The sequence below is a fragment of the Actinomadura nitritigenes genome (assembly GCF_017573545.1).
Classification (GTDB): Bacteria; Actinomycetota; Actinomycetes; order Streptosporangiales; family Streptosporangiaceae; genus Spirillospora; species Spirillospora nitritigenes.
In genome coordinates, this window is record NZ_JAGEOK010000032.1 from 96417 (window position 1) to 112373 (window position 15957).

12 protein-coding genes are annotated in these 15957 nt (G+C 73.4%); 5 read left to right on the plus strand and 7 right to left on the minus strand.

All coding sequences use genetic code 11. From position 1 onward, the window contains the following. Positions 1–42: 42 nt before the first annotated feature. Entirely contained in the window at positions 43–1161 is a 1119-nt protein-coding gene (locus tag J4557_RS38115; RefSeq protein WP_208271662.1) for a PP2C family protein-serine/threonine phosphatase, read from the minus strand. Between the two features lie 139 nt (positions 1162–1300). On the opposite strand from J4557_RS38115, the gene J4557_RS38120 reads away from it, so the two are divergent. Next, entirely contained in the window at positions 1301–1528 is a 228-nt protein-coding gene (locus J4557_RS38120; protein ID WP_208271663.1) for a hypothetical protein, read from the plus strand. Between the two features lie 58 nt (positions 1529–1586). Here J4557_RS38120 and J4557_RS38125 read toward each other — a convergent pair whose 3' ends face one another. From J4557_RS38125 to J4557_RS38140, 4 genes are all read right to left on the minus strand, one after another. Next, positions 1587–2063: a ribose-5-phosphate isomerase gene (locus tag J4557_RS38125; protein ID WP_208271664.1), complete on the minus strand. Its 477-nt coding sequence runs from the start codon at positions 2061–2063 to the stop codon at positions 1587–1589. A 122-nt stretch (positions 2064–2185) separates the two neighbouring features. Continuing rightward, entirely contained in the window at positions 2186–3367 is a 1182-nt protein-coding gene (locus J4557_RS38130; protein ID WP_208271665.1) for an MFS transporter, read from the minus strand. Between the two features lie 45 nt (positions 3368–3412). Continuing rightward, entirely contained in the window at positions 3413–4360 is a 948-nt protein-coding gene (locus J4557_RS38135) for an ATP-binding protein (protein ID WP_208271666.1), read from the minus strand. 134 nt (positions 4361–4494) lie between these two features. Then, positions 4495–5109 carry a mycothiol-dependent nitroreductase Rv2466c family protein gene (locus J4557_RS38140; protein WP_208271667.1) on the minus strand — a complete coding sequence of 205 codons (615 nt, stop codon included), beginning with the start codon at positions 5107–5109 and terminating at the stop codon, positions 4495–4497. Positions 5110–5284: 175 nt separating this feature from the next. On the opposite strand from J4557_RS38140, the gene pepN reads away from it, so the two are divergent. Continuing rightward, positions 5285–7819 carry an aminopeptidase N gene (gene pepN, locus J4557_RS38145; protein ID WP_208271668.1) on the plus strand — a complete coding sequence of 845 codons (2535 nt, stop codon included), beginning with the start codon at positions 5285–5287 and terminating at the stop codon, positions 7817–7819. 79 nt (positions 7820–7898) lie between these two features. Continuing rightward, positions 7899–8897 carry a hypothetical protein gene (locus J4557_RS38150; protein ID WP_208271669.1) on the plus strand — a complete coding sequence of 333 codons (999 nt, stop codon included), beginning with the start codon at positions 7899–7901 and terminating at the stop codon, positions 8895–8897. Here J4557_RS38150 and malQ read toward each other — a convergent pair. Beyond that, on the minus strand, positions 8878–11022 hold the full coding sequence (gene malQ / locus J4557_RS38155) for a 4-alpha-glucanotransferase (RefSeq protein ID WP_208271670.1): 2145 nt from the start codon (positions 11020–11022) through the stop codon (positions 8878–8880). The two genes, J4557_RS38150 and malQ, sit on opposite strands and share 20 nt — an antisense overlap. A gap of 51 nt (positions 11023–11073) precedes the next feature. Then, the gene (locus J4557_RS38160; protein WP_208271671.1) at positions 11074–12498 is read right to left on the minus strand and encodes an amidase; all 1425 of its coding nucleotides are present in this window, start codon (positions 12496–12498) and stop codon (positions 11074–11076) included. 223 nt (positions 12499–12721) lie between these two features. Between J4557_RS38160 and J4557_RS38165 the strand changes: the two genes are divergently transcribed. Then, complete coding sequence (locus J4557_RS38165; RefSeq protein ID WP_208271672.1) at positions 12722–13549, plus strand: nuclease-related domain-containing protein; 828 nt, start codon at positions 12722–12724, stop codon at positions 13547–13549. Positions 13550–13975: 426 nt separating this feature from the next. Further along, positions 13976–15826, plus strand: coding sequence for a dihydroxy-acid dehydratase (gene ilvD, locus J4557_RS38170; protein WP_208271673.1), 1851 nt, complete (start codon positions 13976–13978; stop codon positions 15824–15826). The last annotated feature ends 131 nt before the right edge of the window (positions 15827–15957 follow it).

Here is a 15957-nt window from a genome sequence, read left to right on the forward strand (position 1 = left end):
CCCGCCCGGTGCCGGCCCTGTGCTCTCCCGCGCTCGTTGGGCCTACGTGCGCCAGATGAGGACGAGGGCGCAGTCGTCGTCGCGGGCGGCCGCCATCCTCTCGACCAGCTCCCGGGCGCCCGTTCCGAAGCCCTGCGGGACGAGCCGTTCGGCCTCGCCCAGCAGCCGGTCGATCCCGGCGTCCAGGTCGCTGCCGGGCGACTCGACCAGGCCGTCGGTGTAGAGCATCAGGGCGTCGCCGGGGCGGAGCGTCCCGTGGTCGGGGACGCAGTGCAGTTCGGGCACGATGCCGAGGACGACGCCCTTGGCCGGGCTGACCTGCCACGCGCCGCTGCCCGCGTCGAACTGGACGGCGGGCGGGTGCCCGGCCGAGCCGACCGTGTACTCCCCGGTCTTCAGGTCGACGACGACGTGCACCGCCGTGACGAACCCCTCGTCCCAGCGCTGCTTCTGGAGGTAGACGTTGCAGGCGGGAAGGAACCGGTCGGGTTGGAGCGATCCAAGCAATCCCCCGAAAGCGCCCGACAGCATCAGCGCCCGGGTGCCGGCGTCCGTGCCCTTCCCCGACACGTCGACCAGCGCGACCTCCAGCGTGTCGCCCTCCAGCGAGGAGACCACGAAGTCGCCGCCGAAGGACGAGCCGCCCGCCTGCAGCATGACGACCTCCGCCGCCCAGCCGTCCGGCAGCTCGGGCATCTCGCCCTGGCGGCGCAGCCGGTCGCGCAGCTCCAGCAGCATCGAGTCGCCGCGCAGCCCCTGCACGCCCAGCTGCTGGCGGGTGCGGGCGAGGGTCAGCGCGAGCACCGCGGTGATCGACAGCGTCGCGACGATGCCCGGGCCGATCGACTCGACGCCCCGCCACGCGTCGTAGCACACCATCGCGATGACGACGGCCAGCAGCGCGAGGAGGCTGCGGACCTTCAGCAGCAGGCCGCCGCCCAGCACGATGAGCACCAGCGCGCCCGACGGCGCCAGCCCCCGGGCGTCGTGCCCCGTCGCGATCCCGATCGCGATCGCCGCCACGGCCAGCACCGCGAAGACGTACCGCTCCCTCGTCAGCTTCCCCTGCCGCATCGCCCGGTACAGGGCGACCAGCGGCGGAATCCTGCGCAGGAAGGCGCGGATCCGCGGCGGAAGCATCTGCACCAGTCGTTGAAGCATGACTCGGGCACTGTATCGAGCATTCGCGACGGCGGGCGGGCATCCGGGCGACCGGTGACGTGTTGCAACGGTCCAGCTCCGTTCTCTGTGGGTAAGACCACGTTCGAGCCGGAGTTCGGAAAAGCGAGGGAGGCGGCATATGGGGCAGCCGGGAATGCGCATCACGGTGACCGCGGCGATGCGGGCGCGGGACGTCTCGCGCCCATGGCCCGACGGCGCCGAGGCGTCCCCGCCGGGCGCCGACCCCGGCGACCGCGGCGAGTCCCCGCGCGCCGAGCCGGCCAAGCGGTCCCGGGCCGCGAAGAACGAGCGGCGCCGCCTCGGCAAGCGCGGCGGCGCCCGGAAGGCCCCGGAGAACGAGCTTTAGGCCCCGCCCCGGCGGGGCGGGAGCCGCGTGTTCCCGGAGGTAGGCGTGTTCGGGGAGGTCAGCCCTCGTCCGGCAGCGGCGGCAGCTCGCCGGTCCGCTCGTAGTCGCCGAGCATGGTGATGCGGCGGGTGTGCCGCTCCTCACCCGAGTAGGGCGTGGTCAGGAACAGCTCGACGAACCGCGTCGCGGTGTCCGCGTCGTGCTGCCGCGCGCCCAGGCTGATCACGTTGGCGTCGTTGTGCTCGCGGGCGAGGGTCGCGGTGTCCTCGTTCCAGACCAGCGCGGCCCGCACGCCCTTGACCTTGTTGGCCGCGATCGCCTCGCCGTTGCCGGAGCCGCCGATCACGATGCCGAGCGCGCCCGGCTCCGCCGCCGTCCGCTGGGCCGCCCGCAGCACGAACGGCGGGTAGTCGTCCACGGCGTCGTACGCGAACGCGCCGCAGTCGACGGGCTCGTGCCCGTTGGCCTTCAGCCAGGAGACCAGGTGCTCCTTCAGTTCGAAGCCGGCATGGTCGGTTCCCAGAAACACGCGCATGGGCCCGATTCTCGCAGGCCCGCGGACCCGGCGCGCGCCGGGGTCATGAGGCCCTTTTCACACGCGGAGGGCGGTGCCGCCCCCGCGGGCGGCACCGCGAGCGGAACCGCCGGCGTGCGCGCTCACTGGGGCGGGGGCATCGGGCCGGGGTCGCGGGGGAGGTCGGGCTTGCGGTCGACCATCGTCCGGTCGGCGAGGTCGTCGTCCTCGTCGTCCTCTGCATCCTCCTCGCGGGCCGCGTTCTCCTCGCGGGCCGCGTTCTCCGTGGCGGCGCCCGCGGGGACGGCGTCCTGCGGCGCGGACTCCTCGGGCTCGTGCGCCGCCGGCTCCTCGCCGCCCTGTGCCGCCGCTTCCGGCTCGGGCGCGGGTACGGGCGCCTCCGCGGCGGCCTCCGGAGCCGGAGCCTGGGCCGGGACGCCGGGCTGCGGCTGGACGGGCGCGCCGTCCCATCCGGGCGACTGCGACGGGCGGGCAGGCGGGACGTACGGGACGGCGGCCGGGTGCTGCGGCGGCAGGCCCGGCCGGTCGTTCCCCGTCGACATCGGCATCGGCTGCGGCGCACCCTGCGGCAGCCCCTGCGGCGCACCCTGCGGCAGCCCCTGCTGCACGCCCGGCGGCATCCCCTGCGGCGGGACGCCCGGCTGCTGGCCGTAGGGCTGCTGCCCGTACGGCTGCGGAGCGTACGGCGGCTGCATCGGGCCGGCCTGCTGTGGGGCGTACGGCTGCTGCACGCCGTACGGCTGCTGCGGCGCGTACTGCCCGAACTGCTGCGGGGCGGCCTGGCCCCGGGGCCGGCTCAGCAGGAAGCCCGCGAGCGCGCCGATCCCCGCGAGCCATCCGTACAGCAGGCCGGAGGCCGCCCCCGCCTGGAGCGACTCGAAGAAGTTGCGGCTCACCGAACCGTTGGAGTACTTGACCGACCAGTTCAGCAGCAGCCCGGAGACGCCCCCGGCGAAGCCGCCCGCGACGACCGCGGCCCACCAGCCGGTGATCAGCGCGCCGAGCAGGCCGCGCTCGGGATCGATCGTCCGGGCGCCGGCCAGCACGAGGACCGCCACCACGGCGAACAGCAGCAGCGTGGTGAAGTCGTCCGACACGACGAAGCGCCAGTCCAGGCCGCGCGGCGGAGTGAAGCGCCAGGCGACGAAGAGCAGCCGGGCCACCAGCGGGCCGAGGCCCTCGTCGTACTTGAAGTCGCTCTTGTTGATCGCGTCGATGACCCACTGGTTGCCGACGAGCAGGGCCAGCACCAGAAGGGGCACCAGCGAGCCGCCCGACATCATGAACATCCGCCGCGTCGTCATGGCGGGCAGATTAGTGCGGTTCACGGGCCGCCGGTAGGCCCGGCGTCACCCCGCGTAGGCGACCGGGAACCGGAACTCGGGATCGACCTGCGCGGCGAGGTCCTCGCCGGTCGCGCGGTTCGCCCAGCTGCGCGCGTTCTTGAGGTGGAACTCCACGGCCTGTCGCTGGAACCGGTCCCAGTCCTTGGGCCGCGCGTCGACCTCGGCGAGCATCCGGCCGAGGGCGGCCTCGTTGCCGTCCTCCAGCACCGCGCCGGACCGCCCCTGCTCCATCGCCCGGACGGCGGCGGACTGGCCGAGCCAGACGAGCAGGTCGTCGCCGACGTGCTCGCGCAGGTAGGCGACGTCGTCCTCGGACTGCACCTTGTTGCCGACGACGCGGATGGCGACGTCGTAGTCGCGGGCGTACTCGACGTACTGGCGGTAGACGCCGACGCCCTTCCGGGTCGGCTCGGCGACCAGGAACATCAGGTCGAAGCGGGTGAACAGCCCGGACGCGAACGTGTCGGCGCCCGCGGTCATGTCCACGACGACGTACTCGCCGGGGCCGTCCAGCAGGTGGTTGAGGTAGAGCTCGACCGCGCCGGTCTTGGAGTGGTAGCAGGCGACGCCCAGGTCCTCGTCCTCGAACGGGCCGGTGACCAGCAGCGTCACGCCTCCCACCTCCTGCCCCAGGGCGTGCACCGGGTCGTCGCCGCGCAGCCGCAGCAGCCGCGACCCGGTTCCCGCCGGGGTGGTCTTGACCATGGTGGACGCGGAGCCGATGCGCGGGTTGTCGCCGCGCAGCCAGTCCTTGATCTCGGTGAGGTGGGCGCCCAGTGCCGGGATCTTCGCGGCCTGGTCGTCGTCCATGCCGAGCGCCGTGCCGAGGTGCTGGTTGATGTCGGCGTCGATGGCGACCACCGGCAGCCCGCGCAGCGCGAGGTGCCGGACGAACAGCGACGAGAGGGTGGTCTTGCCGCTGCCGCCCTTGCCGACGAACGCAACCTTCACGAATGCCCCCGTTTCGGATATGAAAACCGTTGCCATTTTCTCGGAAGCACCGAGTCTGGCGGAGGGGCACCGGCGAGGCAACCGGAACGGCCGAAGCCGCGCCGATCCGTCCGCGGATCGGCGCGGAGACCGGCTCAGTCGAAGATCGGGTCCCGGGTCCGGGTGCGCTTCAGCTCGAAGAACCCGTCGGTGGAGGCCACCGCGACCACGCCGTCCCACAGCTTCACGGCCGCCTCACCGCGCGGGATCGGCGACAGGACCGGGCCGAAGAACGCGCTGCCCTCGACCTCGATCACCGGGGTGCCGACCTCCTGGCCGACCCGGTCGATGCCGTCCTTGTGGGACGCGCGCACCGCCTCGTCGTACGCCGTGGACTCGGCGGCGTCGGCGAGCGCCGGGTCGAGGCCCGCGGCGGTCAGCGCGGCCTCGAAGTACTCGCGGTCGAACTTCTGCTTCTCGTGGTGGCGGCGCGTGCCCAGCTCCGTGTAGAGCCTGCCCAGCACCTCGCTGCCGTACTTCTGCTCGGCGGCGATGCAGACGCGCACCGGCTTCCAGGCGTCGGCGAGGCCCTTGCGGTACTCCTCCGGGACGTCCTTGTCCTCGTTGAGGACGGCCAGGCTCATCACGTGCCAGCGCACCTCGATCGGGCGCTGCTTCTCCACTTCCAGGATCCAGCGCGAAGTGATCCACGCCCATGGGCACAACGGGTCGAACCAGAAGTCCACGGGTGTGGGAGCGTCCTGCGGCAACGTCGCCTCCTACGGCTGCTCGAGCGTCATCGGTGAGATCTCCCCACCGACAACCCGGCCCCCACCGCACTGATTCCCGTCCGCGGGCGCGGAAAGGCCGTGGCGTGCGGACCTCCTACCCGGCCGGTTGGTAGACATGAGGTCAGCAAAGAAATAAGCCGACCAAGGAGTACATGTGGCAGGCAACCTCACGCGCGACGAGGCGCGGGAACGGGCCCGGCTGCTCACCGTCGAGTCGTACGCGGTCGAGCTGGACCTCACCACCGGCGAGGAGCGGTTCGGCTCGACCACCGCCATCCGGTTCGGCTGCGCCGAGCCGGGCGCGTCGTCCTTCGTCGACCTGCACGGCGCCGTCGTCCGCGAGGCGACGCTGAACGGCGAGGCGCTGGACCCCGCGTCCTACGACGGGGAGAAGGGCCGCCTCCCGCTGCCCTCCCTGGCCGCGCAGAACGAGCTCCGCGTCGTGGCGGACTGCGCCTACTCCCGCTCCGGCGAGGGCCTGCACCGGTTCGTCGACCCGGTGGACGGGAGCGTCTACCTCTACACGCAGTTCGAGACGGCCGACGCGCACCGGATGTACACGTGCTTCGACCAGCCCGACCTGAAGGCGACCTTCGAGCTGGCGGTGAAGGCGCCGCAGGACTGGCAGGTCGTCACGAACGAGACCCCTGAGACCGTCGAGGGCGGGACGTGGCGCTTCCTGCCCACGCCGCAGATCTCCACCTACATCACCGCGCTCATCGCCGGGCCGTACCACGCCGTCCGCGACGAGTACCGCCGCGACGACGGCACCGTCATCCCGCTCGGCGTGTACTGCCGGGCATCGCTCGCCGAGCACCTCGACGCCGAGGCCATCGTCGACGTCACGCGGCAGGGCTTCGCCTACTTCGAGAAGGTGTTCGGCCGCCCGTACCCGTTCGGCAAGTACGACCAGCTGTTCGTGCCGGAGTTCAACGCGGGCGCGATGGAGAACGCCGGCGCCGTCACGTTCCTGGAGGACTACGTCTTCCGGTCCCGGGTCACCGACGCCTCCTACGAGCGGCGCGCGGAGACGATCCTGCACGAGATGGCGCACATGTGGTTCGGTGACCTGGTCACCATGCGCTGGTGGGACGACCTGTGGCTGAACGAGTCGTTCGCCACCTACATGAGCGTGCTGTGCCAGTCCGAGGCCACCAAGTGGACGGGCTCGTGGACGACGTTCGCGAACCTGGAGAAGGCGTGGGCGTACCGGCAGGACCAGCTGCCGTCCACGCACCCGATCTCCGCCGACATCCCCGACATCCGGGCCGTCGAGGTGAACTTCGACGGGATCACCTACGCCAAGGGCGCGTCCGTCCTGAAGCAGCTGGTGGCCTATGTCGGCCGCGAGAACTTCCTCGAGGGCGTGCGCCGGTACTTCGACCGGCACGCGTGGGGCAACACCGTCCTCACCGACCTGCTGGACGCGCTGGAGGAGACGTCCGGCCGCGACCTGGCGTCCTGGTCGAAGGAGTGGCTGGAGACCGCCGGCGTCAACACGATGCGGCCCGAGTACGAGGTCGACGGCGACGGGAACTTCTCCTCGTTCGCCGTGCTCCAGGAGGCGAAGGCCGACTACCCGACGCTGCGCTCGCACCGCCTGGCGATCGGCCTGTACGACCGCACCGGCGACGGGCTCGTCCGGCGCGAGCGCGTCGAGCTGGACGTGGTCGGCGCCCGCACGGAGGTGCCGCAGCTCGTCGGGCAGAAGCGTCCCGACCTGGTGCTGGTGAACGACGACGACCTCACCTACGCCAAGGTCCGGCTCGACGCGCACTCGCTGAAGACGCTGGTGGAGCACATCGGCGACATCAAGGAGAGCCTGCCGCGGGCGCTGTGCTGGTCGGCGGCGTGGGACATGACCCGCGACGCGGAGATGGCGACGCGCGACTACGTCCGGCTCGTCGCGAAGGGCATCCGCGGCGTCACCGACATCTCGGTCACGCAGACGCTGCTGCGGCAGGCGCGGACGGCCGTCCAGCAGTACGCCGACCCGTCCTGGCGCAAGGAGGGCCTGGCGCTGCTCGCCGACACGCTCTTCGAGCTGGCCCGGGAGGCCGCGCCCGGCTCGGACCTGCAGCTGGCGTACACGCAGGCGTTCGCGGCGTCGGCGGTCAGCGAGGAGCACCTGGCCTACGTCCGGGCCCTGCTGGACGGCTCGCAGACGCTCGACGGGCTGACGGTCGACACCGACCTGCGGTGGGCGCTGCTGCGCCGGCTGGTCGTCACCGGCAAGGCCGGTGAGGGCGAGATCGACGCCGAGCACGAGCGGGACCGGACGGCGGCGGGCGAGCGGCACGCCGCCGGCTGCAAGGCCGCGATCCCGACCGCCGAGGCCAAGGCCGCCGCGTGGGACCGGGTCATCGGCGGGACGCTGCCGAACGCCGTCTACCGGGCGACGCTCGGCGGGTTCGTCGAGCCCGACCAGGCCGAGCTGCTCGTCCCGTACGTGGACAAGTACTTCGCCGAGGTCGGCCGGGTGTGGAAGGAGTGGACGAGCGACATGTCCCAGACGTTCGCGGAGGTCGCCTACCCGTTCCTGGTCATCGAGCAGTCCACGATCGACCGCACCGAGTCCTACATGGCCGGCGAGAAGCCGCCCGCGGCGCTCGCCCGACTGCTGTCGGAGGGCCGTGACGGCGTGGCGCGCGCGCTGCGCGCGCGGGCGAAGGACGCCGCCGCGGGCTGACGCCGCCGCCCCTGTCGCAACCCCCGTGGCCATGCGATCGTTGCAGGGTCACGGGGGTCCGCGGAGAGGGGTTGGTGGCGTGGAGACGGCGCGGGACGTGCTGACGGCGCTGGCACGGCGGTACGCGTTCGGGGACCTGGAGGCGCTGATCGCCGGCGGGACGCTCGTCCCGGACGGGCGGGCGAAGGCCGTCGCGCCGCTGTGCGCGTTCGGGCAGCGCGTCCTGGACCTGGACGCCGAGGACTTCGGGATGCCCGAGGCCGCCGGGGAGGTGCCGCGCGACCTGCTCGACCGGGCCCGCGCGAGCCGGATGCCGCAGGCGCCCAAGGAGCGGCCGCGCGGCGCGCTGGCGAGCCTGCGGCCCGCCTACGCGCTGCTGCTGGAGGTCATCGCGATCCGCTGGCACCGGCGCGACATGGCCGCGCTGGTCGCCGCCGTGCACATCGCCAGCGAGTACCTGCCGCTGCTGGCGTGGGAGCCGGTCCTCGGGCACGCCGGCGACCCGGCGCTGATCGGCGCGTCGGTGAACGGGGACGGCAGCCGGTTCGGCGTCCCGATCGTGCCGGGCTCGCCGCGCGAGTGCGACCACACCCGCCCGGAGCGGTCGGCGTGCGAGCGGACGCTCCGCGTCGCCAAGGAGCCGCCGCCCGGCTGGCGCGCCTACCTGGACCGGCAGCACAGCCAGGTCGCGGCCGCCCTGGGCGACTGCGCGGCCCGCTGCCGCACGCCGTGCACCGTCATGACGCGGCTGGACGATCCGGTCCGCGACGACCTCATCGAGCGCTGCCGGCTGGCGGCGGAGTTCACCGACGGCGCGCTGGTGAGGCTGCGGCACGCCGCGCCGGTCGGGCACGGCTTCGGCGTCCCCTCCCCCGAGGAGGTCGAGACGGCCTGGGCCCGGGCCCGCAGGTCCCTGTCCCACCAGCCGCTGGGGAAGGCGGCCCTGGACGGCTCGGACGACGACGGCTACCCGCTGCCGGGGCTGCCCGCGCTGTTCTCGGCGATCGCGGCCGCGCCGATCGTGCCGGACACGCTCCTGTACGACGTCACCAGGCGGATCACGAGGACTCTCGGCTGATCCGCTCCAGCACGGCGCGGACCCGCGGGTCCGCGACGAGGTCGTCGAGGACGACGGGCCGCCCCCGCGCGTCGGCGAGGGGGACGCGCCAGTTCGGGTACTCGTCGACGGTGCCGGGCTGGTTCTGGGTGCGGCGCTCGCCGACCGCGTCGGCGAGCGAGACGCCGATGAGGCGGGCGGGGGTGCGGCCGAGGAAGGCGTGGAGGGCGGCGACGACCTCCCGGTCGTAGGCGTCCGAGCCGTCCGCGAGCGCCCGCAGCACCTCGTCGGGCGGGTCGGGCAGCAGGCCGCCGGCGTGGAGCACGCCGAGCCAGGCGGCGAGCTGTTCGCGGTGGTCGGCGGTCTCCTCGGCGAGGGGGCGGGTGAGCAGGCCGAGGCGGTCGCGCAGCGCGATGTGGTCGCCGTGCAGGAACCCGGTGATCGGCGGCATGTCATGGGTGCCGACCGTGGCCAGCGACAGCTCCCGCCACTGCTCCGCGGGCTTCGGGCCCCCCTTCGCGCCGCGCTCGAACCAGAGCAGCGACGTGCCGAGCACGCCCCGGTCGGCGAGGTCGTCGCGGACCTCCGGCTCGACGGTGCCGAGGTCCTCGCCGACGACGAGGGCGCCCGCCCGGTGGGCCTCCCACACCAGGCAGCCGAGCATCGCGTCGCGGTCGTAGCCGACGTACGTCCCCTCGGCGGGCGAGGCGCCCTCGGGAATCCACCACAGCCGGGACACCTGCATCGCGTGGTCGAGGCGGAGCCCGCCGCCGTGCCGCAACGCCGCCGCCAGCATCTCCCGGTACGGGACGTAGGCGTCCGCGGCGAGCGTCGTCGGCCGCCACGGCGGCTGGCCCCAGTCCTGGCCGCGCTGGTTGAACTCGTCCGGGGGCGCGCCGACGCTCATCCCGGACGCGAGTTCGTCCCGGTAGATCCAGGCGTCGGCGCTGCCCTGCGCCACCCCGACGGCCAGGTCGTGGACGATCCCGGCGGGCATCCCCGCGTCGCGGGCGGCCTTCTGGGCGCCGGCGAGCTGCTGGTCGAGGCGCCATTGCAGCCACGCGTGGAAATCCGCACGGGCGTGGTGGCGCGGCTCGTCCATGACGGCGTGCCCGTGCGCGTCCCGCAGGGCGGACGGCCATCGCCGCCAATCGGTCGTGCCCCGCTCCTCGCTGATCGCGCACCAGGTGGTGAAGTCCCGCAGCGCGGCGCCGTGGCGCTCGCGGAAGGCGGCGAAGGCGGGGTCGTCGCGGACACCGGGCGACGACCGGTACATCGCCTCCAGCGCCTTCAGCTTCGCCGTCCACACGGCGTCCCTGTCGAGCGGACCGTCGAGCGAGCGCAGCCGCGCCGCCGTGGCCGCGAACCGCTCCCTCCCTTCGGGAGGCAGGGCCGCGTACTCCGGCATGTCCTCGATCCGCAGGTAGAGGGGGGCGGGGAAGCGGCGGCTCATCGGCGAGTACGGCGACGGGCTGACGGGCGGCATCGGCTCCGCGGCGTGCAGCGGGTTCGCAACGACGAAGCCCGCGCCGAGGTCGCGGCCCGCCCAGGCCGCGAGGTCGGCGAGGTCGCGCAGGTCGCCGAGCCCCCACGACCCGTGCGAGCGCAGCGAGTACAGCTGGACGGTCAGCCCCCACATCCGCGGCGGGCGCGGCAGGGACGCGGGCGCCACGAGCAGCGCCGCGCCGTCCTCCCGGTCCCCCTGCCGGACGCGGAGGCGGTGCCATCCGAGCGGGACGTCGCCCTCGGCTCCGCCGAGCTCGTTCCCGTCCAGGGGCACGGCCCCGCCGCGGGCGCGCTCGGCGGACGGCTCCGCCAGGACGTCGGGCCCGCCGGGCTCGATCCGCACGTCCAGGTCGCCGGCGGGCCGCATGGTCCGGCGCAGCAGCGCGCGGATCCTGTCGGCGGTGCGCCCGCCGCCCGCGTCGCGGCGGACCACGATGGTCGGCGGCAGCGTCCGCGCGCGTTCCCGGTGCCGCTCCAGTTCGGTGCGGACGGCGGACGGGGACGAGGCGTCCACTCCGAGCGCGCCGAGGACCGCGACCAGGGTGCCGGGCGGGACGTCCGCCGCCCGGCCCCGCCAGTCGGTGTACCGCGTCGCGACCCGGTGCAGCCCGGCCAGCCTGTTCAGTTCGTCGTCAGCCACGCCTGCACCCATGCCCCGGCGGCGCCGGGGCAAGCGCGCGCCGGGACGGGCTCACGCGTCCCAGATGGGCGGCTTGCGGCCCGCCCAGGGGCGCGCCTCCTCCAGCTGCGCGGACAGCGAGATCAGCGTCCCCTCGCCGCCGAGCCGCCCCGCGAGCATGATCCCGATGGGCAGCCCGTCGGCGTTCCAGTGCAGCGGCACGTTGACGGCGGGCTGCCCGGAGATGTTGTAGGCGGCGCAGAACGGGGTGAACAGCGTCTGCCGCCGGAAGTTCTCCTCGGGCTCCTGGTCGTGGAAGTGGCCGACGGGGACGGGCGGCTGCGCGAGCGTCGGGTGCAGGATCGCGTCGAACCCGTCCATGACCGGGAACGCGGCGCGCAGCGCGGCCTGCAGGGCGGCGTGCGCCCGGAACAGCTGCGGCGCGGTCGTGGCGTTCCCGCGCTCGCGGAGCCACCGCGTGAGCGGCTGGAGCAGGTGCTCGCGCCCGTCCGGGACGGGCGTCATCGTGGCCATGACGCCCCAGAGCAGCTCGAAGTGCGGGACCATCTCGGGCCCGAACACCGGCGGCAGCTCCACGACCTCGTGCCCGAGCTCCTCCAGCAGCGCGGACGCCTCCTCGTAGGCGGCGACGCAGTCCGGATGCACCTCGGCGCCGGGCACGGCGGGCCGAGCACTGCGGGCGATGCGGAGCCGTCCCGGCGGCCGGCCGGCGTACGACAGGAACGTGCCCTCGACGGGCGGGGCCGCGTAGAGGTCGCCGGGCATCGGCCCGGCCATGACGTCCAGCAGCAGGGCGGCGTCCTCGACGCTCCGGGCGATCGGCCCGTTGGTGGACAGGCCGAACAGGTCGGGGACGATCGGCCCCTGGGAGATCCGGCCGCGGGTCGGCTTGATCCCGAACAGGCCGCAGACGCTGCTCGGGATGCGGATGGACCCGCCACCGTCGCTGCCCTGCGCGACCGGGGCCAGCCCCGACGCGACGGCCGCGGCGGCGCCGCCGCTGGAACCGCCCGCCGACCTGGCCGTGTCCCACGGGGTGCGGGCGGGCGGCGCGACGTCGCCCTCGGTGTAGCAGGGCAGCCCGAATTCCGGCACGGCGGTCTTGCCCGGCATGACCGTTCCGGCCGCGCGCAGCAGCCGCACGACGCTGTCATCCGTAAAACCGGTCAAATCGGCAAAAACGGATGAACCAGAAGTCATCCGCACGCCGTCCACCATGTTCAGGTCCTTGACCGGTACCGGCACCCCGTGCAGCGGCGGCAGGTCCTTCGGGTCCGCGGCGTCCAGCACCGCCTTCTCGGCCCGCGCGGCCTGCTCGCGCGCCGCCTCCGCGGTGACCGTCACGTACGCGCCCACCTGCGGGTTCAGTCGTTCGATGCGGTCCAGGTAGTGGTCGGTCAGCTCGACCGGAGACAGCCGCCCCGAGCGGACGGCGTCAGCCGCCTCCCTAGCGCCGAGGTCATGGAGATGTGTCACGAACCGGAACGCTAGACCGCTCGCGCGCGGGCATCAAAAAGCAGAGACTCTCTGCCAGGGAAGAGGTGGTAGAAGACTCACATACCCGTCCTGCGCGGAAGTCAATCACTCACGTGCGGCGACAAAAGATTAACCCTGCATGACTAGTCGCCGACACGCATGATGATTACTCTGCGCACGGAGGATCATGCCCCCCATGGGAAAGGAATACGGAGCGTCACTTATGGCGATCACGGAGCGGGGCGACACACAGCAGGCACGGGGCCAGCCCGCGGACGGCCCCGAGCAGCGGGACGAGGCGCAGGAGCAACCCCCCATGCAGGAGCCGGAGAAGCGCCCGCCCGGCGACCGGACGCCCACCGCGATGCTCGCCGACCCCGGGGTCCGCACCTGGGCGTGGCGGATCGGCGTCGCGCTGGCGGTGCTCGTCGTCGGCACCCTGGTCTTCGGCGGCAGGCTCGGCATCACCGCGGCGGTCCTCGTGGTCGTCGTGGACGTCGTCCGCCGGTCCCGCCGGGACTCCAGCATCCCGGCCTGGCAGAAGTCCTCGGCCGCCGAACGGCGCACCGAGAAGCAACTCAGGTCGCTGCAGCGCAACGGCTACCTCGTGCTGCACGCCCGGGCCGTCCCGCGCGACGACGAGGGCGTCAGCGACGGGCGGATCGACCACCTGGTGATCGGGCCGAGCGGCGTCTACGCCATCGACTCCGAGAAGTGGGACAAGCGCCTCCCCGTGCGCACCCTGTCCCACCGCAAGCTCTTCCACGGCCCCTTCAACAAGAAGGACCGGCTGGACGAGGCGCGCTGGGAGGCCGACCAGGCCAGCAAGATCATCGGCGGGCAGGTCGGGTTCGAGGTGCCCGTGCAGCCCTCGGTGGCCATCTACGGGCCGTCCATCCCGTGGAAGGTCATGCGGGTCAGGGACGTGGACGTGTACGCGGGCAACCGGGCCCGCTCGTACCTGCGCCGCCGTCCCAAGATCCTCACCGACACCGACGTCCAGCGGATCTTCCAGGCAGCGGAGAAGGCGCTGCCGCCCAAGTACGGCTGATCCCGCGGCGGCGGTTCCCGTCACGACACCGGATCCCGCAAAGGCGCGGGACTCCGGCACCCGGGGCGGCCCCGTCCCTGGGCCGCCCGAACGCTCGAAGCCGAGCCCACCGGGCCCCTCGCGGGCCCGGCTCCTTCCCGCCGGGCCTTCGAGCCCGCCGGCCGCCCGGCTCGCCGAGCCGCCCCTCCGGCATCCGGCTCCCTGAGCCGATCTTCGCCGTGCCCGGCTTTTCCAAGCTCCGGCCCCGACCTTGTAGCATCGGATGACACAGGCCGGCCCGCGCGCGACCTCCGCTGAGCCGGCGGCAGCGTCGCGATCCGCCGCTGAGAGCTTCCCACCGCGCACCGCTCGCTCCCGCCCGCCGACCCCGGCGCGGCGACGCGTCCGGCGACACGGCACCACGGCACAGGTTGGAGAGGTCACAGGATGCCCCCGCTCAGGTCACGTACGGTCACCCATGGCAGGAACATGGCGGGCGCCCGCGCGCTCATGCGGGCCAGCGGCGTCGAACGCGAGGACTTCGGCAAGCCGATCGTCGCGGTGGCCAACAGCTTCACCCAGTTCGTGCCCGGCCACGTCCACCTCGACGAGGTCGGCAAGGTCGTCGCCGGCGCCGTCCGCGAGGCCGGCGGCGTGCCCCGCGAGTTCAACACGATCGCGGTCGACGACGGCATCGCGATGGGCCACGACGGCATGCTGTACTCGCTGCCGTCCCGCGAGGTGATCGCCGACGCCGTCGAGTACATGGTCAACGCGCACTGCGCCGACGCCCTCGTCTGCGTCTCCAACTGCGACAAGATCACACCGGGCATGCTGCTGGCCGCGATGCGGCTGAACATCCCCACCGTGTTCGTCTCCGGCGGCCCGATGGAGGCCGGCAAGCCCGTCGAGGGCGTGATGGGCGGCAACAAGCTAGACCTGATCGACCCGATCATCGCCTCCGCCGACGCGTCGCTGGCCGACGACAAGCTGCTGGAGATGGAGGAGAGCGCCTGCCCGACCTGCGGGTCCTGCTCCGGCATGTTCACCGCCAACTCGATGAACTGCCTCACCGAGGCGATCGGGCTGGCGCTGCCCGGCAACGGCACCGTCCTCGCCACCCACACCGCCCGCCGCCGCCTCTACGAGGACGCCGGCCGCACCGTCGTGGAGATCGCCCGCCGCTACTACGACGGCGACGACGAGTCCGTCCTGCCGCTGAACATCGCCACCCGCGAGGCGTTCGAGAACGCCATGACCCTCGACGTGGCCATGGGCGGCTCCACCAACACGATCCTGCACCTGCTGGCCGCCGCCTACGAGGGCGGCGTCGACTTCGGCCTCACCGAGATCGACGAGCTGTCCCGCCGCGTGCCGTGCATCTGCAAGCTCGCCCCGGCGACCGGCAAGTACCACGTCGAGGACTGCCACCGCGCCGGCGGCATCCCGGCCCTGCTCGGCGAGCTGCACCGCGCCGGGCTGCTGAACGACGCGACGCACTCGGTCCACTCGGCGTCGCTGAGCGAGTTCGTCGACAAGTGGGACGTCCGCTCCCCGAACGCCCTGCCCGAGGCCGTCGAGCTTTTCCACGCCGCGCCCGGCGGCGTCCGCAGCACCTCCGCGTTCTCGCAGAGCGCCCGCTGGGAGGAGCTCGACCTCGACCGCGAGAACGGCTGCATCCGCTCCGCCGAGCACGCCTACACCGCCGACGGCGGCCTCGCCGTCCTGCGCGGCAACATCGCCCCCGACGGCGCGATCGTGAAGACCGCCGGCGTGGACGAGGAGCTGTGGACCTTCACCGGCCCCGCCGTCGTCTTCGAGTCGCAGGACCAGGCCGTCGAGGGCATCCTCGGCGGCAAGGTCAAGGCCGGCGACGTCGTCGTGATCCGCTACGAGGGCCCCAAGGGCGGCCCCGGCATGCAGGAGATGCTGTACCCGACGAGCTTCCTGAAGGGCCGCGGGCTCGGCAAGGCGTGCGCGCTGATCACCGACGGGCGGTTCTCCGGCGGCACGTCCGGGCTGTCCATCGGGCACGCCTCCCCCGAGGCCGCTGGCGGCGGGGTCATCGCCCTCGTCGAGGACGGCGACCAGGTGGTGATCGACATCCCGAACCGGACGCTGGAGCTGGACGTCCCGGCCGACGAGCTGGAGACCCGCCGCGAGAAGCTGCTCGCCGACCTCGGCGGCTACCGGCCGCGCGACCGGGACCGCAAGGTCAGCGCCGCGCTGCGGGCCTACGCCGCGATGGCGACGTCGGCGTCCACCGGCGCGGCCCGCGACGTCTCGCAGCTGTACTGACGGCGATCAGGTCACGCGGTCGCGCGGCGGCCGAGGCATTACCCGCCGGGTAATCGCCGCCATTCCCCTCCCCCGGCCATAGTGGATCACGTCAGCGGGGCCGCCCCTCCGGGCGGCCCCGGGACCCACGA

Excerpts from the sequence above, each read along its gene's own strand:
- J4557_RS38120 (WP_208271663.1), top strand. The coding sequence starts at position 1,301 with ATGGGGCAGCCGGGAATGCGCATCACGGTGACCGCGGCGATGCGGGCG.
- J4557_RS38125 (WP_208271664.1), bottom strand. The coding sequence starts at position 2,063 with ATGCGCGTGTTTCTGGGAACCGACCATGCCGGCTTCGAACTGAAGGAG.
- J4557_RS38115 (WP_208271662.1), bottom strand. The coding sequence starts at position 1,161 with ATGCTTCAACGACTGGTGCAGATGCTTCCGCCGCGGATCCGCGCCTTC.
- ilvD (WP_208271673.1), top strand. The coding sequence starts at position 13,976 with ATGCCCCCGCTCAGGTCACGTACGGTCACCCATGGCAGGAACATGGCG.
- J4557_RS38165 (WP_208271672.1), top strand. The coding sequence starts at position 12,722 with ATGGCGATCACGGAGCGGGGCGACACACAGCAGGCACGGGGCCAGCCC.
- J4557_RS38130 (WP_208271665.1), bottom strand. The coding sequence starts at position 3,367 with ATGACGACGCGGCGGATGTTCATGATGTCGGGCGGCTCGCTGGTGCCC.